The organism is Streptomyces sp. NBC_01077 (genome assembly GCF_045162855.1).
Taxonomy (GTDB): Bacteria; Actinomycetota; Actinomycetes; order Streptomycetales; family Streptomycetaceae; genus Streptomyces.
The window spans coordinates 3,702,563-3,728,079 of sequence record NZ_CP108669.1 but is presented as its reverse complement, the minus strand read 5'-3'; the positions used below and the strand labels follow the sequence as shown (position 1 = coordinate 3,728,079).

Here is a 25,517-nt window from a genome sequence, read left to right as displayed (position 1 = left end):
GCGCCTCCCGGTTGCTCAGCCCTCCGCGTCGTCCGGCCACACCCCGATGTGGTCCTGCTCCAGCTCCAGGGCCACCCGGTGCTCCATGCCCAGCGCGTGCGTGTACTCCGCCGGGAGCTGGAGCCGGCCCGCGCGGTCGAGCATCGCGTACTCCCGTGCCACCAGGGACTCCTTGCCCTGTTCGTCGACCTCCGTGCGGCGCAGTACCTCCGAGGAGGTGCGGCCGTCGCGGATGGCGACCGTGCGGCGGACCTCGGAGGCGACCGCCTGGTCGTGGGTGACGATCACGATCGTCGTGCCCAGTTCCTCGTTGGCGCGGCGGAAGGCCGCGAAGACCTGCTCGCCGGTGGCCGAGTCCAGCTCGCCCGTCGGCTCGTCGGCGAGGAGTACGGCCGGGTTGTTGGCCAGGGCGACGGCGATGGCCACCCGCTGCTGCTGGCCGCCGGAGAGCTGGTTCGGCCGCCGGTCGCGGACGTCCGCGATGCCCAGCATGGCGAGGAGTTCCTCGGCCCGTTCCGCCTTGTGCTTGGCGCGGCCCTTCAACTGCATCGGGAGCACCACGTTCTGAGCTGCCGTCAGGTACGGGAGCAGGTTGCGGGCGGTCTGCTGCCAGACGAAGCCGACGACCTCGCGGCGGTAGCGCAGCCGCGCCTTGCCGTCCATCGCGAGCAGGTCGGCCCCGGCGACCCGGGCCGCGCCGGCGGTCGGCACGTCCAGGCCGGCCAGGATGTTCATGAGCGTCGACTTGCCGGAGCCCGAGGCGCCGACCAGGGCCATCAACTCGCCCTCCTTCACGAGGAGATCGAGTCCCTGGAGGGCCTGTACCTCCACCCCGTCCGTGGTGAAGATCCGGACGAGACGGTCGCAGGCGATGAGTGCGTCATGACCGTACGAGGGCCGGTCGCGCCGCGCGGTCGCCTTCCGCTCCAGCTCCTCCAGGGTGGTGGTGTCCGCAGCGGACCCGGCCGCACCGGCCCGGCTCGACGTGTCGGTCTTCGTCATCGTGCGTCTCCTGCCCTGAGTTCCTTGATCGAGCCCCTGCGTCCCGCCCACCATGCCTGTCCGGCCGCCGCCACCGCCGTGATCAGGACGACCGCGACCGCGGGTACCACCAGCGACCACGGGTCCGCCCGCAGCGGCGCGCTGTCCAGCGGGGCGAACCCCGGTGTCGTCGCGAGCGCGAGCCGGAACAGGTCGATGCCCGGGGCCAGCAGCGGCACCGTCGCCCAGCCGACCAGCGTGCCGCCGAGCGCCGCGAGGACCGCCTGCGGCAGCGCTTCCAGCCCGAGCAGCCGCCGACCCTGCTTGCGGGTCAGGCCCATCGTCCGCAGTCGCGCGAGGAGCGTGGTCCGCTCCGGGGCGTTCTGCATCAGGGAGAGCAGCACGGCCACCACGGCGAATCCGGCGCCCGCGCCGATCGCGCCCAGGTACATCCGCTCGGCGCCCGACTGGAGCGGCGAGTCCACATAGCCGGTCCGCTTCTCGGTCCGCAGCGAGACCAGGAGGGCCTGGGACTTCGCCTTCACCATGGCCCGCAGCGCGGTGCCGTCCGTCGGTCCCGTGACGAGCAGCGTCGTGGGCGCCCGGTGGGTGAGGTCGGCGGCGTTGACGAGGAGGAAGTCGGCGCCCTGCAGGGCGGGGGTGGTCGGCCGGACCGCGACGACCTTCACCCGGAAGACCCCGGCCGCCGACACGACCTCCTGCGGCGCGGTGCCGAGCCGCGCGGCGACCGACGGCGACGCGATGGCGGGCAGCACCCGCTCCGTGTCCGCCGTGACCTCCTCGCCGCCCTTCCCCGTCGACGCGAGCAGCGCCGCCGGGAACGGGCCGAAGCCGGTCCGCTGCGCGAGCCGGGTGTACGAGCCCGGTTCGACGCCCACGAGCACCGAGCTCATCGGCGGGGCGGAGGTGCCCTGGTAGGACGGCAGCGACACCCCGTACTCGATCTGTGCCGAGGCCACGTCCCGCACCCCCGCCGTACCCCGCACCGCCTCGGTGAGGCCGGCCGGCAGCGGGGTCCACTCGACCGAGCCGTCGATCCGGGCGTCCGCGCCGGTCGCCAGGAGCGCGGCCCGGTCGCGGGCGTCGGCGACGCCGGCCAGGACCGAGCCGCCGAAGGCCGCGGTGGTCAGCGCGAGGACGAGCGCCAGCAGGGGAAGGGTGCCCGCCGACGAGGAGCGTCCGGCGCGGGCCAGGGCCAGCGGGCCGACGGCTCCGCGCAGCCGGCGGGCCGGGCGGGCCGCCCACCGCAGCGGCAGCGGATAGATCCGTACGAGGAGCATGGCGGCGATCAGTCCGACGAGCACCGGGGCGGCGCTCACCAGATGGTCACCGGAGTCGCCGGTGCCACGGAGCCGCAGCGAGGCGACCGCGCCCACGGCCAGGACGAGCAGGGTGAGTTCGAGGACCGTACGGCGCCGGGAGGGGCGCGCGGTGAGCAGGTCGTCGCGTCCGCCGTGCAAGCGCGGGCGCCGGTGCGCGACGACCGCCCGCACGGGCAGGACGAGTGTCGAGATCAGGGCGACGGACACGACGGCGAGGAGGGAGGGGCCGAGGGGGATCCCGCCGGACCCGCCGTCGGGCGGCCGGACGGTCACCACCGCGAGGCCGAGGGCGAGCGCGGCGGCCGGGACGGCGACGGCCGAGGTCTCACCGAGCAGCCGCAGCCCGATGCCGGTGAGCGAGGCGCCGCGGGAGCGGATCAGCGAGAGCTCGCTGTCGCGGCGGGCGACGAAGAGGCCGCCGGTCATCGCGAGGACGACCGCTGCGACAGCGCCGATGCCGAAGACGGCGACGGCCACGACCGGATTGATCGCCTCGCGCATCGAGCGGTACGAGTCGACGATCGCGTCGAGCTCGGTGGTGAGGGCGGCATTGCCTCCCACGGCCTTGCGCAGCTTCACCAGGTCGGGGCCACCGGCCGCGGAGTCCAGTGCGGCGTCGAGCCGGTCGGTGTCCCGCCCGGTGAGGTGGCCGGCCGTCGGCATGAACCGGAAGAAGACCTCCGGCTCACCGGTGGTGGAGAGCACGGCGGGCCCCGAGGCGGGGGAGAGGAGCAGCGCCGCCTGCCAGTAGTACTTCACCTCGTCGCCGACCAGCGGGGCGAGCGCGGGGGTGCGCAGCAGCGGCTCCACGACCCAGTACGGGGACTCGGGGCTGCGCGGCTCCACGATCCCGGTGATCGTCACGGCGACCGGGTCCACGGTGACGGCCGGCACGTGCACGACGGAACCGGGCTTCAGGTGCAGGGACTCTGCGGTCTTCGTGGTGACGACCGCTTCCGGCGCGTCGGCCGTGCCCGCGGCGAGCCGGCCCTTCCGCAGCGTGGCGTGCTCGGTGAGGGCGGACGGGGAGGACAGCACGAACTCGGGGGAGATCCCGTCGGGCCGGGGCAGCCACGGGTCGGTTCCCTGGACGCGCTTGACCGTACGGACACCGTGGACGCTCTGCCCGGGGTCGGTCAGCAGCGGCTCGGGCAGCAGGTCCCGCACGTCGTCGCGCTGCGCCTGGAGGGCGGCGGGGGCCAGACTCGCCCCGGGCGTCGACCGGGCGAGCGGGGCGGTCAGTTCGAGGACGGCGTTGCGCGGCGCGGCGTTCTGGATGTCGTGCCGCAGGCCCTCCGTCTCGTACCGGTCGACGGCGCGCGGCAGCGCGGCCGCGAGGTACGCGGTGACCAGGACCAGCAGGGCGAGGGAGGCGGCGGCCCCGGGCGCGGTCCGCAGCCGGGTCCGCACCCAGGGCGCCACCGCGCGGGCGGGTTTGTCGGACCGGGGCATGTCGGGGGCCTTCCTGCGTGCGGCGCGCATGGCGGTGCCGTCGTCGTCGCTGTACGGGGCGGTAGGCGGCATCAGTTCTCCCCCTGGTGGCGCAGCGTCACGGCCGGGTCGGTGCGGCGCAGGGCGATCGCGGCGACCATGGCGAGCGGCAGCGCGGCGACGCCGGCGAGCAGCAGGGCCACCTGGCCGAGGGGCAGTTCGACCAGGACCGGGGGCACGGGCCGGGCGGCCTGGCCGGTGAGGACGACGAGGGGGACGACGGCCCGGGCCAGCACGGTGCCGAGTCCGATGCCGATGAGCAGGCCGATGCCGATGAGGAGCCCCTGTTCGGCGGCGATCAGCCGGGCGAGGCGGCGGCGTGGTGCGCCGAGCGCCCGCAGGACGCCGAACTCGGCGGACCGTTCCCGCATGGCGCCGGCCGAGCCGACCGCGAAGCCGACGGCGGCGAGCGCCGCGGCGGCGGCCGCGACGGCCATGAGCGCGGCGTTGGGGCCGGCGCCGAGCGGGTCGCCGAGCAGTTCGGCGGCGACCTCGTCGCGTACGAGAACCTGGGCGGGGTCGGCGTTGGGGCGGGCACGCAGGGCCGCGGCGACCTCGTCGGCCCGGCCGGGTGCGACGGTCAGCCACCATTCGGTGGCCGACACGGTCGAGGTCTCGCCGGTGGACAGGAACTGGTTGACGGAGGCCAGGTCGAGGAGGATCGTTCCGCCGTCCTCGGGGACGGTGACCGGGCTGGTCGCGGAGGCCACCTGGGCGCCCGGGCCGGTGGTGGGCAGTTCCTCGACGACACTGTCGACGACGACGTTGACGCGGCGACCGCCGAGGTCGACCTCGATCAGATCGCCGGGCCGGGCGCCGGCCGCCGACATGAAGGTCCGGGTGGCCACGGCGGTCAGCCGGCTGGGCGCCTTGGGCCCGGGGGCGTTCATTCGCACCGTGAACTCCTCCATGCCCCAGAACGGGTCTCCGGCGGGCTGCCCGGCGACGGTGAACGTGAGGGCGTACGGGGAGGGGCGGCCGCCGGGTCCCGCGGCGCCGGGCACGCCGGAGGTGGGGACGGGCTTCTGGGCGTCGCCCAGCTTGGTCTGCTCGAAGGCGTGCGTCCAGGAGCCGAGGATCTTCCCGGGGGCGTGGACCTTCTCGCCGCCGTCCGCGCCGACGACGCCGAACCGCTCGACGTGGAGGGTCTGCGCGCCCTTCGCGCCGTCGGCGATCTCACCGGCGAACTCCAGGCCGATGAGGGTGAGCAGCCCGGCGGAGCCACGGTCTGCCCCGGTGCTGCCGGGGCCCGCGGTCAGGGCGCCGATGTCGAGGGTCAGCCGGTGCGTCCGGCCGTCCGCGGGCAGCGGCCCCATGGCCTGCCGGTACGGGACGCCGTTCGGGTCCTCCAGGACCGCAGTGACCCGGGCGGTGCTCTTCGGTTCGGCGAGCCGCAGGTCGGCGGTGAGCGTCCGGGTGCCGGCGGGCAGTGGGAGGCCGGGGCGGGTGGTGGCCTTGGGGGCGAGCGGGGAGAGGAGCGAGCGGACGGGGACGTCGGCGAGGTCGGGGCGGAGCAGCAGACCACCGGCGGCGTTGCGGGTGTCCACGGCCAGGACGGTCGCGTTCTTCCCGGCCACGTCCATGGTGGCCCGGTGCACCGGGGCCACGGCGCGGACGCCGGGGACGGCGCCCAGCTGCTCGGTCTGGGTGGGCTCGCCGGGCCCGGCACTGAGGACACGGACGGCCGCGCCGACCCGGAAATCGGCCTGGTCGCGCTGCGAGCGCTCCCAGGAGCCGCTCTGTCCGATGGCCAGCATGCCCATCGCCACGGCGAGGACGAGAAGCAGGACCGGGCCCGCGCCGCGCAGCGGCCGGCGGCTGAACTGCCAGCCGGCGAGGGCGGCGGAGAGACCGCGCCCGCCCGCCGCGCGCCGCTCGGCCAGCTTGGCGGCGGGCGGCAGCAGACGCAGCGTCAGGACGGTGCCGGCGAGCAGGGCGAGGGCGGGCGCGGCGACCAGGACCGGGTCGACGGAGCCTCCGCCGTCCCCGTCCGCGCCGAGGGTGCCGCCCGCGGCGGCCGGCCGCTGCAGCTGCCAGTAGGCGACGGCGGCGACGGCGAGCAGACCGAGGTCCGCGCCGGCCCGCACGGGACCGGGCAGGGAGGCCGAGCGGGCCTTGCGCAGCGAGACGACGGAGCCGTCCCCGGCGGCGAGCGCGGGTGCGACGACGGCCGCGGCGCAGCACAGGGCGACGGCGGCGGCGACCAGCCACACCTGGAGCGACGGGGTCGTGTCGAGCTGTACGCCGAGGGAGGAGAGCGCGGACCGCTCGGCGAAGAGCCGGGTCAGCGGTCCGGACAGGAGCGGGGCGGCGACCGCGGCCGGCAGGGCGAGCAGCAGCGCCTCGGCGGCAGCGAGTCCGGCGATCCGGCGCCGCGAACCGCCACGGGCCCGCAGCAGCGCGGTCTCACCGGAGCGCTCGGTGCTGAGCAGCCGGGCGACGAGCAGCAGCGCGTACGCGGCGAGGAGGATCAGCTGGACGGCGACGATCAGCAGGGTCGAGCGGGAGACGAGCAGGGACCGCTGGGTCTGCTCCAGGACGGTCGGGAGCGCGGTGGACGCGGAGATCGTCGTACCGAACCGGTCGGTGGCACCGGCCAGCGCCTTCGGGCCCTCGGCCGAGGTGGCGCGCAGGGCGTCGATGCGGTCGGTGGTGAAGCCGGTGAAGTCGGCGGAGCCCAGCCAGGACGTCTCGCCGGAGCTCAGCGCCCCCGAGGCGAGGACGGCGGGTTCGACGAGCAGCGGTCCGTATGTCGTGAACGCGACCGTCCGCACACCGCGGCCCCCGGCCGGATCCAGCTGCCAGTACAGGTCCGCGGTGTCGACGGGCCGGTAGACGCCCGTGACCCGGGCCTTCACCCGGTGGTCGTCGAGCCGGTCGGTCAGGTCGAGTACGGCCCCGGGAGCGACCCGCAGCCGCCGCGCGGCCTCCTCGGGCAGCGCCGTCTCGACGACACCGGCCGTCCGGGCCGCCGAGGGCCAGGCACCCTTGACGAGGGAGAGCCGCGAGCGGTCGAGCGCGGCGAAGTGGGTGAGGTCGGGGTCGCCCTTACGGGCGGCGGGCGGCTGGAGGCTCCGGGGCAGCGCGTACGGCCCCGAGCGTTCGAGCCGCCGCACGGTCACGGGCAGCCCGTCGAAGGTCTTCCGCATGCCCTCCTGGACGGCCTCCTCGGCTCCTGCCCGCTTGGCGGCGGGCACCTGCCCGCTCACCAGGAGCGAGGCGGCCGCCGCGGAACGCCCCCGCAGCCCCGCCTGGAGCGCGGCGTCCCCGATCGCCCCGGAGAACGAGGCGAGGGTGGCGAGCACCGAGGTCGTCAGGAGCACGGCGAGCAGTGCCGCGGCAAGCAGCAGCCGGTGCGCCCTGACACGCAGAAATACGAACCCCGTCACCCATCCCCCTGGCCACCCTGATCACGGTGCGCACGTCGAACATGTGCCGAACGCTCCCGAAACTTCTCTCGGATGCTTTCAGAGTGCATGTGCCGCTGGAAACCGCTTGCGGCCCCACCTTGATCCGATCGTGACCGTTATTCGGCGTTCCGACTCCGGAATGTGTCCGTCCGTGCCCCGGCGGGGCGATGTGGGGGTGCGAAGGGCGGGGCGCGGGTGGCTGAGGGGCCGTCAGCCGGCCGTGTTCACCATCGACCCCGCCGCGTATGTCAGGTAGCGCCACAGTTCGGCCTCGTGCTCGGGGGCGAGGGCGAGGTCGTCCAGGGCCGCGCGCATATGACGGAGCCAGGCGTCGTGGGCCGCCTGGTCCACGGTGAACGGAGCGTGGCGCATACGGAGCCGCGGGTGGCCGCGGTGGTCGCTGTAGGTGCGGGGCCCGCCCCAGTACTGCATCAGGAAGAGCGCGAGGCGCTCCTCCGCCGGACCGAGGTCCTCCTCGGGGTACATCGGGCGGAGCAGCGGGTCCCCCGCGACGCCCTCGTAGAAGCGGCGGACCAGACGGCGGAACGTCTCCTCGCCGCCGACCTGCTCGTAGAAGGTCTGCTCCTGCACTGTTTCCCCGGGAATCTCGTTCACCTTTCCATCGTCTCAGATGACCCGCCCTAGGACTTGAGGTCCAGGACCGCTCGCCGGGGCCCCCGGGCGGCGGGAGAGTGGAGGCATGGGTGAGCGGCGGGACGAGTTCGCCGAGGCCGGCGGGCGGGCGCGACGGGCGCTCGTGCGGGAGATCGAGGCCGAGGGCACGCTGACCGATGCCGGCTGGCGGGATGCCTTCGCCGAGGTCCCGCGCCATCTCTTCGTGCCCTACTACTACGTCCCCGGCACCGGCGGCTACGAGCGGCTCTGGTCCGGTGACCCCGAGCCCGCCCGGCGCGACCGCTGGCTGAGCGGGGCCTACGCGGACACCGCGATCGCCACCCGGGTGCGGGACGGGGAACTGCTCTCCTCCGCCAGCCAGCCCTCCCTGATGGCCCTGATGCTGCACGCCCTCGACGTACGCGAAGGCGATGACGTCCTGGAGATCGGCGCCGGGACCGGCTACCACGCCGCCCTGCTCTGCCACCGCCTCGGCGCGGAGCACGTCACCACCGTCGACCTGGACGAGGAGATCGCCGAGTCCGCCCGGACCCATCTGGCCGCCGCCGGGTACCGGCCCACCGTGGTCGCCGCCGACGGCGCCCGCGGCTGCCCCGAGCGCGCCCCCTTCGACCGGATCGTGGCGACCTGCGCGATGCCCTCGGTCCCGTACCCCTGGCTCGCCCAGTGCAGGCCCGGCGCCCTCGTGCTCGCCCCGCTCTCCACCGGGCTCCTGCTGCTGCGGGTGCACGACGTCACCCACGCGGAGGGACGGTTCCTCGCCACCTCGGCGTACTTCGTGGCGCTCCGGGGCGTCGCCGGCCGCATCCCGCGCCACGGCCCCGCAGGGGACGAGCGCTTCCGCTTCTTCTGGGGCCTGGTCGACCAGGCCCTGGACAGGAACGAAGCGCTCTCGCTCTGGCTGCGCGAGGGGCGGCCGGAACGGGAGCGCTTCGGTGTGACGGTCAGCGGCGAGCGGCAGTGGGCCTGGCTGGACGACCCCGGAGGGCCGTACGCCTGGCCCCTGCTCCGGGCCGGCCGAGAGGCCGGGCCGGGACGGCTCCCGCCCCGGCCCTCGGCAGGGCCGTGATCAGCCCACGCGGATCGTGATCGTCGTCCAGGCGCCGACGTGCACCCGGTCGCCGTCCTGGAGCTGGACGGGGACGTAGGGCTGGATCGGCTCCTCGCCGCCGTTGATCGTGGTGCCGTTGGTGGAGTTCTGGTCCACCACCGCCCACGAACCGTCCGGCTGCTGCACGAGCACGGCGTGCTGGTGCGAGACGCCCGGGTCCTCCGGCGGCACCGCGAGGTCGATGTCCGGGGACTCGCCGGTGGAGTGCCGGCGGCGGCCGATGGAGATCTGGTTGCCCTGGAGCGGCAGGTGCTTGTCCGGCGAGTACGCGGGCAGGTTCAGGCCGCCGGCCTCCGGGCCGCTGCGCTGCATCATCGCCATGAAGTAGTCGCGGTCCGGGCCGATGACCGCGGTCCAGGACAACGGCTGCCGCGGCGGCTGGAACTGCTGCTGCGGGGGCGCGTGATGCTGGGGCGGCGACGGCGGGGCCTGGTGCTGCCCCTCGTACTGCCCCTGGTGCGGCGGCGCCATGTGCGGCGGGGGCCCCTGGTGCTGCGGAGGCTGCGGGGGCGCCTGATGCTGCGGCGGTGCCTGGTGCAGCGGGGGCTGCGGCGGTGCCTGGTGCTGCGACGGCGGCGAAAGCACCCAGTCGTCGTCCGCGCGCGGCTGCGGCGGCGCGGGGGCCTGGACCGGCGCGACCGGCGGAGCGGCCGGAGCCTGGAGGTACGCCGGGGGCGCGGGCGGCTGCTGACCGGGAGGACCGAAGGGGTCGCCCGGAGCGGCCGGACCGGGAGGCTGCTGCGCCGGCGGACGCTGCGGCGGGGCCTGGTGGTGCGTGGGGTCGCCGCCCAGCGGCTCGGCAGGGCGGTTCACCTGCGAGGGCCGCGAACCCTGGTAACCGAACGGGTCCTGCCCCGGCTGCGGTCCCGGCTGTCCGTGCGGTCCCTGCGGCGGCTGCTGTCCCTGCGGGGGCGGCGGCGTGGACTGGAAGCCCGGCGGCAGGTTCAGACCGGGCGGCGGGCCCGGCTGGCGCTGCGCGGACGGGACGTTCTGCGGGGCCACCGGCGTGTACGAGGTCGCCGTGTTCGTGAGGAAGTTCCAGCGGCACTCCTCGCAGAACGGCGCCATGTGCTCGCGCGGAGTACGGCACTGCGGGCAGAGCTCCGCCTGGGCCGTCGCGTTCGGGTCGCCACCGTGGCCGAAGCCACCGGGAGCGGGCGGAGCACCATGACCGGCGGGACCGCCGTAGCCACCGGGGCCTTCGGGGCCGCCGTAACCGCCGGGAGCAGGGGGAGCGTCGTAGCCACCTGGGCCGGGGTATCCGTACGCGGGGGGCGGCGGCGGGGGAGGCGGTGGTACGGCACCCGTCGGCGCACCCGCCCCGGCCATGCGATGGCCGCAGACCTCGCACCAGTCGTCGGAGACCGACTGGTGTCCGTTCGGGCAGGTAGGCATGTCGGTGCTTCCCCCTCTCGTCGTCCGGCCCGTGGCCGGGCTACCTCTTGACGCGAACGGTCTTGGTGGAGCGGGTCTCGAGTGTCATCTCGTCCGCTTCCGCGACCTTCGCCTTCAAACGCACAGTACCGGTCGCCGCATCGACGACGTCGACCACCTTCGAAAGCAGTTTCGCCGTATCCGCGTTGCCGGAGGCCGCCGCGAGCTGCACGGCGCGGCCCAGTTTCGCCGTCGCGCCGTCGTGATCGCCCGATTTGCGGGCATCCAAACCCTGCTGGATGACGTCCGCGAGCTCGGCCTGGCCCGTGTAGTGCGCGACCTGCGGGTTGATCGACGTCGACATCGCCAGGTCGTCCGTCCACACCGCCCGTACCAGTCCTTGGGACAGCGGCTTCGGGTCGCCGCCCAGCGGGTCCGGCGCGATCAGCGAGACCCGGGCGGCCAGCATCTCCTGGCCGACCGCGGCCTGCGGTACCCGCACGCTCACGTGGTAGTCGCGGGACTCGTCGCCCCAGGAGCCCGTCGGGTAGTCCCCGGCGCGCGGTCCGGCCTCGGTGCGCCGCCCGGTCAGGTCCTCGACCGTCGGCGCCACCTGCTTCACGTAGGCGATCTCCACCCCGACCGGGGTCCACAGGCGCAGCGCGACGTCCGCCACGCCCTTGCCCATCGCGTCCTCCATCATCGCCGTGAAGTCGCCGGCGAGGGCGGCCGGGTCGGCGACGATGTCGGCGGTGCCGAGGAGCGCCGAGGCGATCCCGGTGACCTCCTTGACCTCCCAGTCGGTGCCCACTCCGCGCGCGTCGCAGGTGAAGCGGCCGGCGCAGGCGTCGATCGCGAGCCGGAGCTCCTCCGGCGACTCGTGCTCGTTGCGGCCGTCGGTGAGCAGGATGCCGTGGCGGATGGTGAGGTCGGCGGAGGAGAGCAGCCGGTCCGCGAGCCGCAGCCAGGTGCCGATGGCCGTACCGCCGCCCGCGCTCAGCCGCCGCAGCGAGTCCTTGGCCTCGGCCCGGGTCCTGGCGTCGGCGACGGCGAGGCCGCCGTTCCCCGGGTAGACCTCCTTCGCCACGTGCGTACCGGCGACGACGGCGAAGGCCGTGCCGTCGCGCAGGGTGTCGACGGCGGCGGCGGTCGCCTCCCGGGCGCCGCGCATCTTGGTGGCGGGGTAGTCCATCGAGCCGGAGCAGTCGACCATGATCACGACACCGGCGGCGCGGCCGCCCGCCGGGGCGAGCGGCTGCCGGCCGGTGGTGCCGCCCCCGGTCGAGGTGACCGTGACGATCGCGCTGACGTCCCGGCCGCCCTCGGGCAGGAACTCGTTCTGGTAGACGTCCACCGAGAACTGCGGCACGGTCGACTTGGAGAAGTTCGCCATCTGTTACGGCTCCTCGGGCAACAACGGTCAAACGGTGAAGGGGACAGGGGACCGGCGACCGCTCAGGCGGATCCTGCCCCTTGGGGAGTGACGGTGAACGGCACGAGCGCGACCGTGATGTTGTCGTGGCCTCCGCCGTCCAGGGCGTGGCCGACGAGGACCTGGGCGCTGTGCAGCGGGCGGTCGGCCGCGTCGGCCGGAATGACCCGGGCCATGTCCTCGGCGCCCTCCGCGTAGTTCCACAGGCCGTCGGTGCAGACGACGACCACGCCGGACCGGTCCGGCTTGAACGCGGCCGTGTGCGGCTCCAGTTCGTAGGCGTCGGCGCCCAGCCAGCCGGTGATCGCGTGGGCGCGCTCGTCCGCGTACGCCTCCGCCTCGTTCATCAGGCCCGCCGCGACCATCTGCGCGGCCCAGGAGTCGTCCTCGGTGAGCCGGGCGGCCGGGGTGGCCCGGTCGTCCGGCACCCAGTAGACGCGGCTGTCGCCGACCCAGCCCACCACGAGCAGACCGTCGGCGACCACGGAACCCACGATGGTGCAGGCCGGGGCGTTGCGATGGCGGTGCGGGTCGTGCTCGGCCCCGTCCTGGCCGGGCTCCTCCGCGAGGGAGTTGACGGCCTCGGCGGCGGCCACGATCGCCTCGTGCATCGCCTGCTGCGGGTGGGTGCCCCGGGGCAGCGCGGCGAGCAGCGAGGCGCCGGCCGCCGCGGCGGCGGCGGCGGAGGCCTCGTCGGGCCGGGTCGCCGAGGAGACACCGTCGCAGACGATCGCGAGGGTGGCGGGGGAGCCGTCGGGGAGCGTGGTCGCGGAGACGGCGAAGGCGTCCTCGTTACGGTGATGGCGCAGGCCCCGGTCGGAGACGGCGGCGACACTGCCGAGCTCCCGCTCCATGTGGTCGCGCTCGCGGGGCTGCGCGTGCCCGCAGTTCTCGCAGTAGCCGTCGGTGTCCACGTGCCCGGCCCGGCACGCCACGCACAGGGCGGAGCCGGAGCCGGAGCCGGAGGCAGGGGCGGGTGCGGCGGCTGGTGCAGGCGCGGCCGGCGGCGGCGCCGGGTCCGCCCGTACCGCCGCACGCGGGTCCGGGGCCGCCAGCTCGAAGTCCCCGCTGCCCGTCGTGGTCTTCCCGGTGGCCCCGGTGGCCCCGGTGGCCCCGGTGGCCCCGGTCGCGCCGGTGGCCCCGGTCGCGCCGGGCGGCACTGGCCCGTCCGTGCGGACCGCCATCGTGGGCAGGTCGTGGCCACCCGAGTCGGCGCCCGGGAGGTCGCCCGGGTGCTGGGTCGCGGTCGACAGCGAACCGGGGTCCCGGGGCGGGGCGTCCGGCCAGGCCACGGGGCCACCGATGGCCACGGTCGGGCGGTCCGGCTCGACCCCGGCGGCCGGCACGGCCGTCAGGTCGTGACCGCACGCCCCGCAGAACCGGTCACCCGACTCGAGGGGCTCCGCGCAGTCCGGGCAGACGGTCAGACCGTGCGACGGCTTCGGCTTCTGGGACATCCTCACACCCACGTCCGGGGGCGGAAGCGGTTGGCCCGCTCCACCAGTTCGATCCTCTCCTCGCCCCGCTGGGCGAGCCGGGCCAGCACCCGGTACGAGCGTTCGAGGCCGAAGCGCAGTCCGCGCTCGTCCAGTTCACTCCCGAGCAGCAGCGCGCCGCCGCCCGGTTCCGCACCGGGACTCCCGGAGAGTACCCAGTCGAGGGCCGTCCCGAGGACCTCCGTCGACAACTGCTCCCGGCGCACCGCGTCCAGACCGAAGCCCTGGAGCGCCGAGACCTGCGCCGCGGCCGCCGTCAGATCGGCGCCGAGCGGCTCCCACGCCGGGCGCCGCCGCAGCCGCGCCCGTACGGTCGCCACCCGGGCCGCCGTGTAGTGGATCGAGGCCTCCGGTACGGACTCCAGCGTCTGTACGGCTCCGATCCGGTCCCCGGCCGCGAGCTGCACCCGGGCGAGCCCGAAGGCCGCGCTGACGAAGCTGGGGTCGGTGGCCCACACCAGGCGGTAGTACTCGGCGGCGTTGTCCAGCTGGCCCAGCACCTCGGCGCAGATCCCGAGGGCCAGCTTCGGCGACGGCTCGCCGGGGAAGGCGTCGTACACCGCGTCGAAGGCGAGCGCCGCGTGCTCGTGGTCGCCGGTCACCAGGGAGGCGACGCCCCGGTACCAGACGACCCGCCAGTCGTCCGGGTCCCGCTCCTCCAGACCCGCCAGGGTCCGGACGGCGGACGGCAGGTCGCCCAGCTCCAGCTCGGCCCGCAGGGTGCGCAGCCGCAGTTCGGCGGAGGGCGCGGGCGCGGCATGGAGCGCGGCGAGCAGCTCGCCGGGAGCGGCGGCGGCGAGACCGGCGAGGAAGCCGGCGTTGGGGTCGCCCGTGTCGACGCGCGGGACGGGCAGCGCGAGCGCGGTGGCGGGCGTGTCGAGAGGCGCGAGCAACGCCCCGAGCCCGGGCGCGGCGGCAGGCGCCACGGCACCGGGCCCGGCAGGCAGCACCGCACCGGGGACGGCACCGGGCCCGCCGGGCAACGCCCCACCGGGGGCAGTGCCGGGCAGTGCCGCACTCGCACCGGCCTCCGCCTGCTGCTTGCGCCCCCTCCGTGCCCCCAACAGCGACACGTCCCCCGTCAGCTCGGCGAACAGGGCCGTGTCCGTGACCCGTACCTCCGCGCCGAACAGCGTCGACAGCGCCGGCCGCGGCCGCCCCGACTGGAGCGCCACGACCTCCCGCAGCACACCCGTCAGCTGCTCCGCCATCTCCTGCGCGGAGGCGAACCGGCGCGCCGGGTCGGGGTCGGTGGCGCGGACCAGGAAGCGGTAGAACGACTCGTACGTCCGGAAGACCGTGATGTTGTCCGGGTCGGGCAGCGAGTCCACGAAGACGTTCGTGTAGCCCTGGAAGTCGAAGGTCATCACCGCGAGGGTGCGTGCCACCGTGTAGAGGTCGCTCGCCACCGAGGGCCCGACCTCGGCCACCTCCGGTGCCTGGTAGCCGACGGTGCCGTAGATCGCGGACTCGTCGTCGTCCATCCGCCGGACCGCGCCCATGTCGATGAGCTTCAGCTGGTCCTCGGACTGGATGGCGTTGTCGACCTTGAAGTCGCAGTACAGCAGGTTGCGGCTGTGCAGGTGCCCGAGCGCCTCCAGGGCCTCGATCCCGTACGCGCAGGCCTGTTCGACCGGCAGCGGATCGCGGCGGCCGTCCGGGGTGCGCCGGTCGTTGGCGATCTCCTTGAGGGACTTGCCGCCGACGTACTCCATGACGATGTAGCCGTCCATGGAACCGGTGCGCTGGTCGAGGTGCTCGACGAAGTTGTAGATGCGGACGATGTTGGAGTGCTCGATCTCGGCGAGGAAGCGGCGCTCGGAGATCGCGGCCTCCATGGCGTCCTGGTCGCCGGTGTCGAGGAGGCCCTTGAGGACGACCCAGCGGTCGGAGACGGCCCGGTCGACGGCGAGGTAGACCCAGCCGAGGCCGCCGTGCGCGAGGCAGCCCGCGACCTCGTACTGGCCGTGGACGATGTCCCCGCCGCGCAGCTTCGGCACGAAGGAGTACGGGTGCCCGCACTTGGTGCAGAAGCCCTCCGTACGGCCCGGCCGCTCGCCCCGCGAACGGCCCACGGGCGCACCGCAGTCGGAGCGGGAGCAGAAACGCTTCCGCTCGGGGACCTCGGGGTTCTCCATGACCGCGGCCCGCGGGTCGGGGCGCGGCACCTCGGGGATCGACACCAGGCCGGCGCCCAGCCGGTTCCGGGCGGACTGACCCGTCGACGTACCGGAACTGCGCACCGACACCGAGCGGGACGTGGAGGCCCCGGAGAGCGCGCGCGAGAGTCGCCCGGAGACCGAACGGCGGGAGGTCGAGGAGCGCGACGAGGCCCGCGAGGACGCCCGCGAACTGCTGCGTGAGGAGCTGGAGTCCGGCCCGCCGACCCCGGAACCGACGTTGCTGCCCGTGCCCGTGCCCGTGCCCGTGTTCCTGCCCGGCACGGCGATCCCGGTCGGCGTCGACCCGATGAGCCCGCCGGGCGCGACCACCGGGGCGAGCCCGCAGGTGTCGCAGTACAGCTCGCCGCCTCCCATGTCCTCGTACGAACCCTCGCACGAAGGACGCTGACAGCTCCCCACGCCCGTCTCCCCGCTCACCACTGTTCCCCGCTCACCACTGTCGTCCTCCCGCGTCTCTCGGGCCGGACAGTACGTCCGCCGCCGCCTGCTGGTAGCGCAGTACGGCCTGTTCCGCGACCCGCAGATCGCAGGGCGCGCTCCACAGCATCCGGCGGGCCGCGTCGTACCGCTCCACGAGCAGCGGGTCCTCCGCCGCGCCGAGCCGTGCCACCTTCGCCTTGTACGCGTCGAGCCGGCCGCGCAGTTCTGCCCGGACCGCGAGCGGGGCCGTGACCGCGGTCAGCGACTCCCGGGCCCGCAGCAGTTCGTCCTCCGCATCCCGCTCCAGGGACTCCAGGAGCGGGGAGAGCCGGTGCCACTGGGCGTGCCTGCGGTACTCCGCGGCGGCCACGAGCCGCTCCTGGAGCACGATCGGCGGCCCGCTGACGGCCGGCACCTCGGAGGCGGCGATCTTCGCGAGGACCTCGCCGCGCGCCGCCCGCGCCTCGGCGAGCGTACGGTCCGCCCGCGAGAGCACGTCCCGCAGCCGGAGCAGCCGGTCCTCGGAGTCCTGCCGGACCGCGAGCACCGCCTCGATCTCCCGCCGGATGTCCTCGAGGGCCAGCGCCGCCCGGTCGTACCGCTCGGTGTCGGGGCGGCCCCCACCGGGCGCCGAACTCCCCGCCGCCGGGCGCCAGAACGTCAGCGGATCGGTCACGACCTGGGAGCGCAGCGCGGTCAGCTCGGCGGTGATGTCCTCCAGCTCGTCGCCGGCCGGGTGCTCCCCGGGCCGTACGCCGACCGAGTGCGCGAGCGAGCGCGTCCGGCCCAGCTCGGCGGCGAGGAGGTCTATCCGGGCGGGCAGCGCCGACCAGACCGCGTCGGCGGTGACCACCAGGTCGAGCGAGGACGCGTACAGCTCGTTCATCCGCCGGACGAGGCCCTCCAGGGTGAACCGCTCGGTGAGCAGCCCCTGCTCACCCGCCCCGCCCGCCACGTGGACGCTCTCGCCGCGCAGCCGGTCGGTCAGCTCCACGAGCTCCTCACGGCCGGGCCAGCGGCGCCGGGCACGCACCTCACGGGCGTCCCGCAGGGCGCCGGTGTACACGTCGAAGCAGGTCCAGAGCAGGGTGATGGTCCGCTCGGTCGCCGCCCAGCGGTCCCGGGTCGTGCCGGTCAGCTCGGCCCCTTCGAGCAGCCTGCGGCCCGCGTGGTCCTGGAGCGCGAGGAGCGAGTCCTCGACCGCCTTGTGCTCGGCGCCGAGGCGCGCCAGCGCACGGTCCACCTCGTCCCGGTCCATCACCGGCCCAGGGGGTCCCGTGACGCCCATCGATCACCTCTTCCTCTCCGTGTACAGGGCTGGTCGTACGGGGCAGGGCTACTTGTACAGCGGAGTGGGCGGCCCGGTTATCCCCGGCAGGTCCTTCTCCAGCCAGTCCTTGTACGCCTGCTGCCAGGGGCCCTGCCGGTAGCCCACGAGGACCTGGTTGACCCGGCGGACCAGGTCGTCGTTGCCGAGCTTGGCGGCCACTCCGTAGAACTCGGTGGTGAACGGGCGGCCCTTGAGCTCGACCGCGGGGTCCTGGGCGGCCTGGCCGGCCGCCAGGGCGTTGTCGGTGACGACGGCGTCGACCTCGCCCATCTGGAGTCTGGCCAGGCAGTCCAGCTGGTTGGGGACGGTCAGCAGGTCCTTGTCGTCCTTGGTGCCGTCGGCCTCGTCCTTGAAGAGCGCGCCGAAGGAGTTCTCCTCCAGGGCCTCGTAGGCCGTGGAGCCCTCGGCGGTGCAGACCCGCTTGCCCTTCAGCGAGGTGTCGTAGCCGGTGATGTCCTTGGCGAGCTTGGGCGCGAGGACCTGCTGTCCGGCCTGGAAGTAGGCGGTGGAGAAGGCGACCTGCTGGATCCGCTTGCAGTTGATCGTCATGGTGCGCACAACGAGGTCGACCTTGCCGCTGTCGAGGGCGGCGATCCGCTGGTTCGTGGGGATCGCCCGGAAGATGACGGCGTCCTCGCTGCCCAGGATGTTCCTGGCGATCTCCCGCGCCAGATCGATGTCGAAGCCTTCGAGGGCGCGGGTCTCCGGGTTCCGGTAGCCCCAGCGGTAGCTGGACTGGTCGACGCCGACGACGAGCTTCCCGCGCTTCCTGATCGCCTCGATCGACGGTCCGTCCGCCGACGAGGGCGTGAGGGAGGCCCAGGGCTTCTCGCAGGTGTCCGCCTTGATCTGGACCCCGGTGCCGATGCCGGCTCCGGGACCGTGCGTGCCGGGCACGGCCGCCGCGTCGGCGCCGTCGTGGGCCAGCGGGAGCAGGGTGAGCGAGGCGGTGAGCCCGCAGGCCACGGCCATGGCGGCCACCCCGCCCCAGCCCCGGAAGCGCTGCGCCGTCCGCCGCACCAGCGGGTACGTGCCGTTCGGCATCCCGCCCCCTCTCACCGGTACTCCGACAGTCTGCGGTTGATGCCGAGCACGGCGCCGGCCGCGCCCAGGATCCCGAGGGCCGCCGCGCCCAGGGGCAGCGCCGTCAGCGCGTCCCTGGCGTCCCCGGCGGAGCGGGTGAACTCGGCCTGCTCGTGCGCGAGGGCGCGCTCCAGGGCCGCGTCGACCTGGTCGAAGGCCTGGCCCGTCGAATCCTTCGAGCCGACGATCCGGCCGAGGGCGCCCTCGAAGTCGCCGGACTCGTCCTTGGCGCGGGCGTCCTTGTGGCGCTTCTGCCACTCCCCGGTGCGGGCGGCGGCTTCGTCGACGGGGGTGCGGCCGGCGTCGTCGTCGGCCCGCTCCCGCGCCGTGGCGAGCGACTCCGTCAGGGTGTCCATGCTCGCCGTGTACTCGGCCTCGTACTTGTCGGTCTTGCCGTCCTCGGTGAGGACGGCGCCCCGGGCGACCAGGGTCAGGTTCTCGTTGGCGCGGGCCGTGAGCGAGCCGATCCGGGCCGTGTTGAGGACCTGGAGGGACTCCTGTCCCTGCTTGCGCGCGCTGTCGAGCCCGGCGCGCGTGACGGTGTGGGCGGCGAGGAGCCAGAGCACGACGATCACCGTGGCGGCGGTGGCGGCGAGCAGTCCGTGGTTGAAGACCCGGTTCGTCCTCGCGTAGTTGCGGCGCTGGGCCCAGACGAGGACGGCGAGGGTGAGCAGGCCGAGACCGAGGGAGAGGAAGGGCCAGGTGCGGGCCGACTCGTCGTCCTTCTGGAGCCGTACCGTCTCGGCCGCGTACAGCCGCTCGGCGGCGGGCAGCAGCGTGCTGGTCATCTGCTGGCTGGCGTACCGCAGATAGGCGCCGCCCAGCGGGAGGCCCTGCCGGTTGGCGGCCCGTGCGCGCTCGATCAGGCCCGTGTAGCGCGGGAGCTGTTGGTTGAGGGTGGCGATCTCGCGGGCCGACTCGCCCGAACCGTCGGTGCTCGCGGCGGCCTTGACGAGCAGCCGGGCGGCGGTGGAGATGTCCCGGTCGTACCGCGCGCGGGACTCCGCGGGCTCCAGGGTGCCCGCGAGGAAGCCGCTGGCGGCGGTGGTGTCCGCGTCGGCGAGGGAGCGGTAGATCGCGGCGGCGTCGGCGGACAGCGGCTGGCTGCGGCTGACGACGTCGTCGGCGGCGGTGGCCCGGTCGTCGACCTGGAGGGCGGTGACGGCCCCGAACGCGACGACGAGCAGGGCGAGGACGGCCCCGAGGATCTGGAGCCGGCCGGGCTCGGTCGTCGTGGCGACCCGCAGCCGCTCCCGTCCCACGGCCCAGGCGCTCTGCCCCGCGGGCGGGGCGGCGCCGGGCGCGGGTGACGGCTGCGCGGGCACGCCGGCCGGGCGCGCGGGCGCGGGCGCCGTGCTCCGCGCCGCCGGGGCGGCAGGTGCGTTCGGCGGGTGTGTCACGTGACCTCCCCCTTGGTCGCCGACTTCGGCCGGTCCGGCCTGCAGTATGGCCGCAGGGGGCCGTCCGCACACCGGGATTGACTGGATCTTGTTCTTATCGTGCCGCATGCCCCCGGCACATCCGCGGGCGAATCCCCTCACTCTGAATACGTCGCCAAGCCGTGATCGGTTCCGTATCGGACATCGCTCGAACAGGTGAACATGGTCGCGGGGCGTCTCTTCACAGCGAAGAGACGCCCCGCGAACCGCCCTGTTCCTCAAGCCCTGTTCCTCAGGTCCCGTTCCTCAGGACCCGTAGTGCTCCCGCAGCAGCGCCGCCGCCTCCGGGCCCGCCGCCACCTCGTCCAGGGCGAGCAGCCCCGCCCCGAGGACCGGCGGCGCCGTCACGAAGCCGACGACGGCCTTCGGCGCCCGCTCGGCGAGGAGTTCACGGATCTTCTCCTCCAGCTGCGGATGGCGCGCGGCGAGCACGCTGCCGCCCAGCATCACCGGCGCCTCCTCGTCGAGCAGCCCGAGCCGCCCGAGCGCGACCGCCGACAGCGCGACGACCTCCTCGGCGAGCCGGTGCACCAGCGACAGCGCGACCGGGTCGCCGTCCGCGCTCACCCGGAAGAGAACCGGCGTCAGCTCGTGCCGTCGCTCGAAGGGCACAAGACCCAGGTGCAGCGCCTCGATCAGCGCGTACATCGTCTCCAGACCGAAGTGCGCCGGCAGCGCCCTGGCCAGCTCGGACGGCTCGCCGCGCCCGTCCTCGGCGCGCGCCCCGAACCAGAGCGCCTCCTCGGCCATGCCGCTGCCGCCGCCCCAGTCGCCGGAGATCTTCCCGATCGCGGGGAAGCGCGCGGTCCGCCCGTCCGGGGTCATCCCGACGCAGTTGATGCCCGCCCCGCACACCACCGCGACACCGCGCGGCTCGTCGAGCCCGGCCCGCAGTATGGCGAAGGTGTCGTTGTGCACCCGCACCGACCGGCTCCAGCCCCTGCGGAGGAGTTCGGCCTGGAGGGCGGTCTCCTCGACGGGCAGGTCGGCGTTGGCGAGACAGGCCGCGACATGGGCGAACGCGGGGGAGAGGCCGGTGCCGCCGGCCTCCGCCCACGCCCGCCCGACGATCTCCGCCAGGGAGTCGACGGCCGTCTCCACCCCCACCACCGGCGGCTGGAACCCGCCGCCGCGGGCCGCGCCGAGGACGGTGCCGTCCGGGGCGAGGACCGCGACGTCGGTCTTGCTGTTCCCCGCGTCGATCGCGAGGAGCACGCCGTTCAGGTTCACGCCCACGCGAGGTGCTCCCGGTTGTGCGCGATCAGCCGGTCGGTGAGCCCGTCGGCGTACGCGTACTGACCCACCAGCGGGTGCGCGAGCAGCGCCTTGAACACCCGGTCCCGGCCACCGCGCAGCGCCGCTTCGAGCGCCAGGTCCTCGTAGGCCGTGATGTTGGCGATGAGACCGGCGTACAGCGGGTCGAGCGGGGCGACCGGCAGCGGCGCGGCACCGCGGGCGCCGACCGCGGCCTGCGTCTCGATGACGGCGTCGTCCGGCAGGAACGGAAGCGTGCCGTTGTTGTACGTGTTGACCACCTGGTACGGCGAACCCCCGCCGCCGAGGAGGGAGGCCGCCAGGTCCACGGCCGCCTCCGAGTAGAAGGCGCCGCCGCGCTTGGCGAGCAGGGTCGGCTTCTCGTCGAGCGCCGGGTCCCCGTACATCTCCAGGAGTTCCCGCTCCATCGCGGCGACCTCGGCGGCCCGCGAGGGCTTGGTGCCGAGCTCCCGCACGACCTCGTCGTGCGCGTAGAAGTAGCGCAGGTAGTACGAGGGGACGACGCCGAGCCGGTCGAGGACCGGGCGGGGCAGCCGCAGGTCGTCGGCGATCGTGTCGCCGTGCTCGGCGAGCAGCCCGGGCAGCACGTTCTCGCCCTCGGGGCCCCCGACGCGCACGGCGCGTTCCCAGGTCAGGTGGTTGAGCCCGACATGGTCCAGGTGGACCTCGGACGGGGCGACGCCCAGGAGCCCGGCGAACTTCCGCTGGAAGCCGATGGCCACGTTGCACAGGCCGACGGCCTTGTGTCCGGCCTGGAGCAGGGCCCGCGTGACGATGCCGACCGGGTTGGTGAAGTCGATGATCCAGGCGTCCGGGTTGGCGCGCCGGACCCGCTCCGCGATGTCCAGGACGACCGGGACCGTGCGCAGCGCCTTGGCGAGACCGCCGGCGCCGGTGGTCTCCTGGCCGACGCAGCCGCACTCCAGCGGCCAGGTCTCGTCCTGCTGACGGGCGGCCTGCCCGCCGACCCGCAGCTGGAGCAGCACGGCGTCGGCGCCGTCGACCCCGGCGTCGAGGTCGGAGGTGGTGGTGATCTTCCCCTCGTGGTCCTGCTTGGCGAAGATGCGCCGGGCGAGACCGCCGACCAGGTCGAGCCGCTCGGCGGCCGGGTCGACGAGGACGAGTTCGGTGATGGGCAGGGTGTCGCGCAACCGCGCGAACCCGTCGATCAGTTCGGGGGTGTAGGTGGAACCGCCCCCCACGACAGTGAGCTTCATCGTGTGTTCAGCCCTTCACTCCGGTCAGTGTGACTCCCTCGACGAACGCCTTCTGGGCGAAGAAGAAGACGAGGATCACAGGGGCCATGACCAGGACGGTCGCGGCCATGGTCAGATTCCAGTCGGTGTGGTGCGCGCCCTTGAAGGACTCCAGTCCGTAACTGAGCGTCCAGGCACCCGGGTTCTCCGAGGCGTAGATCTGCGGCCCGAAGTAGTCGTTCCAGCAGTAGAAGAACTGGAAGAGGGCCACGGCGGCGATGCCGGGCTTCGCCATCGGGAGCACGACCCGGATCAGGGTGCGGAACTCGCCGCACCCGTCGATCTTCGCGGCCTCGATGTACTCGTTCGGGATGGTCAGCAGGAACTGGCGCAGCAGGAAGATGGCGAAGGCGTCACCGAAGGCCATCGGGATGATGAGCGGCCACAGGCTGCCGGAGAGGTCCATCTGCTTGGCCCAGAACAGGTACATCGGGATGATGATCACCTGCGGCGGCAGCATCATCATCGAGATGACGAGCAGCAGCGACAGGTGCCGGCCGCGGAAACGGAGCTTGGCGAGCGCGTACGCCACGGGTATCGACGACACCACGACGAGGACGGTGCCGAGTCCCGCGTACAGCAGCGAGTTCTTCCACCAGGTGAGGAAGCCGTCCGTCTCGAAGACCTTGACGTAGTTCTCCCAGTGCCAGGAGTTCGGCGTCAGGTCCCGGGTGAGCGCCTGCTGGTCGCTCATCAGGGAGGTCAGGAAGACGAAGACGAACGGGAGCACGAAGAACAGGGCCGCGGCGATGCCGAGCGAGTGCACGGCGATCCAGTGCAGCAGCGACTTCCGGCGGGCCCGCTTCTCGGCGGGGCTCACCGTGCGGTTCTCCACGGGACGGGCGGGGGCGGTTGCGTTCGTCATGAGTCAGTCACCCGAGCCGATCAGGCCGCCGCGCCGGCGCATGAGGAGCGCGGTGAAGGCCATGGAGAAGGCGAAGAGCGCCAGTGCCACGACGCAGGCCGCGCCGTAGTTGAACTGGCTGAAGCCGAGGCTGTAGACCAGCTGCGGGAGGGTCAGCGTGGAGTCGTCCGGATAGCCGGGGACGAAGGTGACTCCGGAGCCGCCCATCGCGCCCGAGGCGACCTTCGAGGCCACGATCGGCTGCGTGTAGTACTGCATCGCGCCGATGATCCCGGTGACGACCGCGAAGAGCACGATCGGCGAGATGTTCGGCAGGGTGATGTAGCGGAACCGCTGCCAGGCCGAGGCGCCGTCCAGCTCGGCGGCCTCGTACTGCTCCTTCGGTACGTCGAGCAGCGCGGCCATGAAGATGACCATGAGGTCGCCGACGCCCCACACGGCGAGGACGGTCAGCGCGGGCTTGGACCAGTCGGCGTCGTTGAACCAGGAGGGGGCGGGGATGCCGACCGCCTCCAGGAACGAGTTGACCGGCCCGGTGCCGGGGTTGAGCAGGAAGACGAAGGCCAGCGTGGCGGCCACCGGCGGTGCCAGGTACGGCAGGTAGAAGAGGGTGCGGTAGATCCCGGCGCCGGTCTTGATCTTGGTGATCAGCATGCCGATGCCGAGGCCGAAGAGCACCCGGCAGGAGACCATCACGACGGCCAGCCAGAGGGTGTTCTGCAGGGCCGGCCAGAACTGCGGGAGGTCGCCGAAGACGTACGACCAGTTTCCCAGGCCCCGCCATTCCGGCGGGTTGAGGCCGTCGTACCGCATGAAGGAGAAGTACAGCGTGGAGATGAGCGGATAGGCGAAGAAGACGCCGAATCCGATCAGCCAGGGCGACATGAACGCCAGGGTGCGGAGCGCGTTGCGCCGGCGCTTGGACCGCAGTGTGTTCCGTCCCCCGGGGGAGGGGGCGGCCGGGGCGGCCGCCTCCTTCGCGGGCAGGGTGTCCGTGCTCATGGGTGGCGGGTCCCGGCCGTCACTTCGCCGCGGCGATGTCGCGGTCGATCTGGGCCGCGGTGTCCTCAAGGCCCTTCTTCAGGTCCGTGACCTGGCCCTTCTCGTACTGCTGGGCGAACTTCTGGAGGGTGTCCTGGTACGCGGAGCCGTTCACGGCGCCGTCCGAGGTGGTGGACCTGGGGTGCTGGGCGATGTCCAGGAAGGTCTTGAAGCGCGCGTCGAGCTTCAGGTTCGGGGACTTCAGCGCCTCCAGGGTGGAGGGGACGTTGCCGATGTTGTTGGCGAAGTTCACCACGGCCTCGGTGTCCGTGGTCATGTACTTGACCAGCTCCCAGGCGGCGTTCTGCTTCTTGCTCTGCGGTGCGATGCCCATGATCGTGCCGGAGAGGTAGCCCTTGCCGTAATCGGCCACCTCGTCGTCGGCGACGGGCAGCGGCGCGACGCCGACCTCGAAGTCGACCTTGGCGTTCTTGACGAAGTTCAGCCGCCACTCGCCGTCCAGCTGCATCGCGACCTGGCCGGTCTGGAAGGGGTGCTGGGCGCCCCACTCGTCGCCGAAGGTGGTGCGGTACTTGTCGAGCTTCTGGAAGCCGCCGAGGGCGTCCACCAGGGACTTCTGGTACGTCATCATCTCGGCGAACGCCGGGTCCTTGCCGACGCTCGACTTGCCGCTGGCGTCGAAGTACCCCTGGTGACCCCACTGCGACATGTAGTGCGAGACGACGGTCTCGTAGCCGAGGTAGTTCGGCATGAAGCCGAGCTGCTCGTAGGAGTCGCCCTTGGTCTTGGTGAGCGTCTTGGCGACCTCGGTGAACTCGGACCAGGTCTTCGGCGGGGCTTCCGGGTCGAGGCCGGCCGCCTTGAACGCGTCCTTGTTGTAGAAGAGGCCGTACGCGTCGGAGAGCAGCGGCAGGCTGCACCGCTTGCCCTCGAACTGCGTGTACTCCTGGAGGACCTTCGGGAACGTCTTGTCCAGGTCCAGCTTGTCCTTCTCGATGAAGGGCTCGAGGTCGGTGAGCGCGCCCGAGGCGCAGAACTTGCCGACGTTGGCCGTCGTGAAGGAGGAGACGACGTCCGGCCCCTTCGAACCGCCCGCGCGCAGCGCCTGGCCCAGCTTGTCGTCGTTGATGCCGCCGACGACCTTCACCTTGATGTTCGGGTGGGCCTTCTCGAAGCGGGCGATCTGGTCCTCGATCGCCTTGACCTCGGCGGGCGCCGCCCAGCCGTGCCAGAAGGTGATGGTGGTCTCGGCCTTGGGGTCGCCGGAGGCCGCGTTGTTCGCGGAGCCCGTACAGGCGGAGGCGAAGAGGGCGATCGATGCGGTGGCGGCGAGCGCGGCGGCTGCTCTGCGCGGACGTACGGGCATGACGGTGTCTCCCTGTGGCGGGTC

The 25,517-nt window shown here is 73.6% G+C and carries 17 protein-coding genes; 1 reads left to right on the top strand and 16 read right to left on the bottom strand.

What is annotated here, in order from left to right:
* Window positions 1-15 precede the first annotated feature (15 nt).
* The 4 genes from OG462_RS16630 to OG462_RS16615 all read right to left on the bottom strand — a co-directional run bounded on the left by OG462_RS16630 (window position 16) and on the right by OG462_RS16615 (window position 7,840).
* Window positions 16-1,002, bottom strand: a complete 987-nt coding sequence (locus tag OG462_RS16630; protein WP_406058311.1) for an ABC transporter ATP-binding protein — start codon at window positions 1,000-1,002, stop codon at window positions 16-18.
* Window positions 999-3,806: an FtsX-like permease family protein gene (locus tag OG462_RS16625; protein ID WP_406066576.1), complete on the bottom strand. Its 2,808-nt coding sequence runs from the start codon at window positions 3,804-3,806 to the stop codon at window positions 999-1,001. The genes OG462_RS16630 and OG462_RS16625 overlap by 4 nt, the downstream gene beginning before the upstream one ends.
* Window positions 3,807-3,847: 41 nt before the next feature.
* Window positions 3,848-7,204 carry an FtsX-like permease family protein gene (locus OG462_RS16620; RefSeq protein WP_406058309.1) on the bottom strand — a complete coding sequence of 1,119 codons (3,357 nt, stop codon included), beginning with the start codon at window positions 7,202-7,204 and terminating at the stop codon, window positions 3,848-3,850.
* Window positions 7,205-7,435: 231 nt separating this feature from the next.
* Window positions 7,436-7,840, bottom strand: coding sequence for a globin (locus OG462_RS16615; protein WP_406058308.1), 405 nt, complete (start codon window positions 7,838-7,840; stop codon window positions 7,436-7,438).
* An 85-nt stretch (window positions 7,841-7,925) separates the two neighbouring features.
* Between OG462_RS16615 and OG462_RS16610 the strand changes: the two genes are divergently transcribed.
* Window positions 7,926-8,930: a methyltransferase domain-containing protein gene (locus OG462_RS16610; protein ID WP_406058306.1), complete on the top strand. Its 1,005-nt coding sequence runs from the start codon at window positions 7,926-7,928 to the stop codon at window positions 8,928-8,930.
* On the opposite strand, the gene OG462_RS16605 is transcribed toward OG462_RS16610, so the two are convergent.
* From OG462_RS16605 to OG462_RS16550, 12 genes are all read right to left on the bottom strand, one after another.
* Entirely contained in the window at window positions 8,931-10,367 is a 1,437-nt protein-coding gene (locus OG462_RS16605; RefSeq protein WP_406058305.1) for an FHA domain-containing protein, read from the bottom strand. It lies immediately after the preceding gene.
* Between the two features lie 40 nt (window positions 10,368-10,407).
* Window positions 10,408-11,739 carry a vWA domain-containing protein gene (locus OG462_RS16600; protein ID WP_406058303.1) on the bottom strand — a complete coding sequence of 444 codons (1,332 nt, stop codon included), beginning with the start codon at window positions 11,737-11,739 and terminating at the stop codon, window positions 10,408-10,410.
* Between the two features lie 62 nt (window positions 11,740-11,801).
* Window positions 11,802-13,235, bottom strand: a complete 1,434-nt coding sequence (locus tag OG462_RS16595) for a PP2C family serine/threonine-protein phosphatase (RefSeq protein WP_406058301.1) — start codon at window positions 13,233-13,235, stop codon at window positions 11,802-11,804.
* A 2-nt stretch (window positions 13,236-13,237) separates the two neighbouring features.
* Window positions 13,238-15,811 carry a tetratricopeptide repeat protein gene (locus OG462_RS16590; RefSeq protein ID WP_406066574.1) on the bottom strand — a complete coding sequence of 858 codons (2,574 nt, stop codon included), beginning with the start codon at window positions 15,809-15,811 and terminating at the stop codon, window positions 13,238-13,240.
* Between the two features lie 76 nt (window positions 15,812-15,887).
* Complete coding sequence (locus OG462_RS16585) at window positions 15,888-17,165, bottom strand: hypothetical protein (RefSeq protein WP_406058300.1); 1,278 nt, start codon at window positions 17,163-17,165, stop codon at window positions 15,888-15,890.
* A gap of 48 nt (window positions 17,166-17,213) precedes the next feature.
* A complete protein-coding gene (locus tag OG462_RS16580) occupies window positions 17,214-18,251 on the bottom strand; it encodes a glutamate ABC transporter substrate-binding protein (protein ID WP_406058298.1) in 1,038 nt (345 codons plus the stop codon).
* A gap of 11 nt (window positions 18,252-18,262) precedes the next feature.
* Window positions 18,263-19,690, bottom strand: coding sequence for a hypothetical protein (locus OG462_RS16575; RefSeq protein ID WP_406058296.1), 1,428 nt, complete (start codon window positions 19,688-19,690; stop codon window positions 18,263-18,265).
* Between the two features lie 285 nt (window positions 19,691-19,975).
* Complete coding sequence (locus OG462_RS16570) at window positions 19,976-20,965, bottom strand: N-acetylglucosamine kinase (protein ID WP_406058294.1); 990 nt, start codon at window positions 20,963-20,965, stop codon at window positions 19,976-19,978.
* Entirely contained in the window at window positions 20,956-22,221 is a 1,266-nt protein-coding gene (locus OG462_RS16565) for a 6-phospho-beta-glucosidase (protein ID WP_406058293.1), read from the bottom strand. Before OG462_RS16565 ends, OG462_RS16570 begins: the two co-directional genes overlap by 10 nt.
* Before the next feature lie 7 nt (window positions 22,222-22,228).
* The gene (locus OG462_RS16560; protein ID WP_406058291.1) at window positions 22,229-23,125 is read right to left on the bottom strand and encodes a carbohydrate ABC transporter permease; all 897 of its coding nucleotides are present in this window, start codon (window positions 23,123-23,125) and stop codon (window positions 22,229-22,231) included.
* Between the two features lie 3 nt (window positions 23,126-23,128).
* On the bottom strand, window positions 23,129-24,010 hold the full coding sequence (locus OG462_RS16555; RefSeq protein ID WP_406066572.1) for a carbohydrate ABC transporter permease: 882 nt from the start codon (window positions 24,008-24,010) through the stop codon (window positions 23,129-23,131).
* A 136-nt stretch (window positions 24,011-24,146) separates the two neighbouring features.
* Entirely contained in the window at window positions 24,147-25,493 is a 1,347-nt protein-coding gene (locus OG462_RS16550) for an ABC transporter substrate-binding protein (protein ID WP_406058289.1), read from the bottom strand.
* Window positions 25,494-25,517 lie beyond the last annotated feature (24 nt).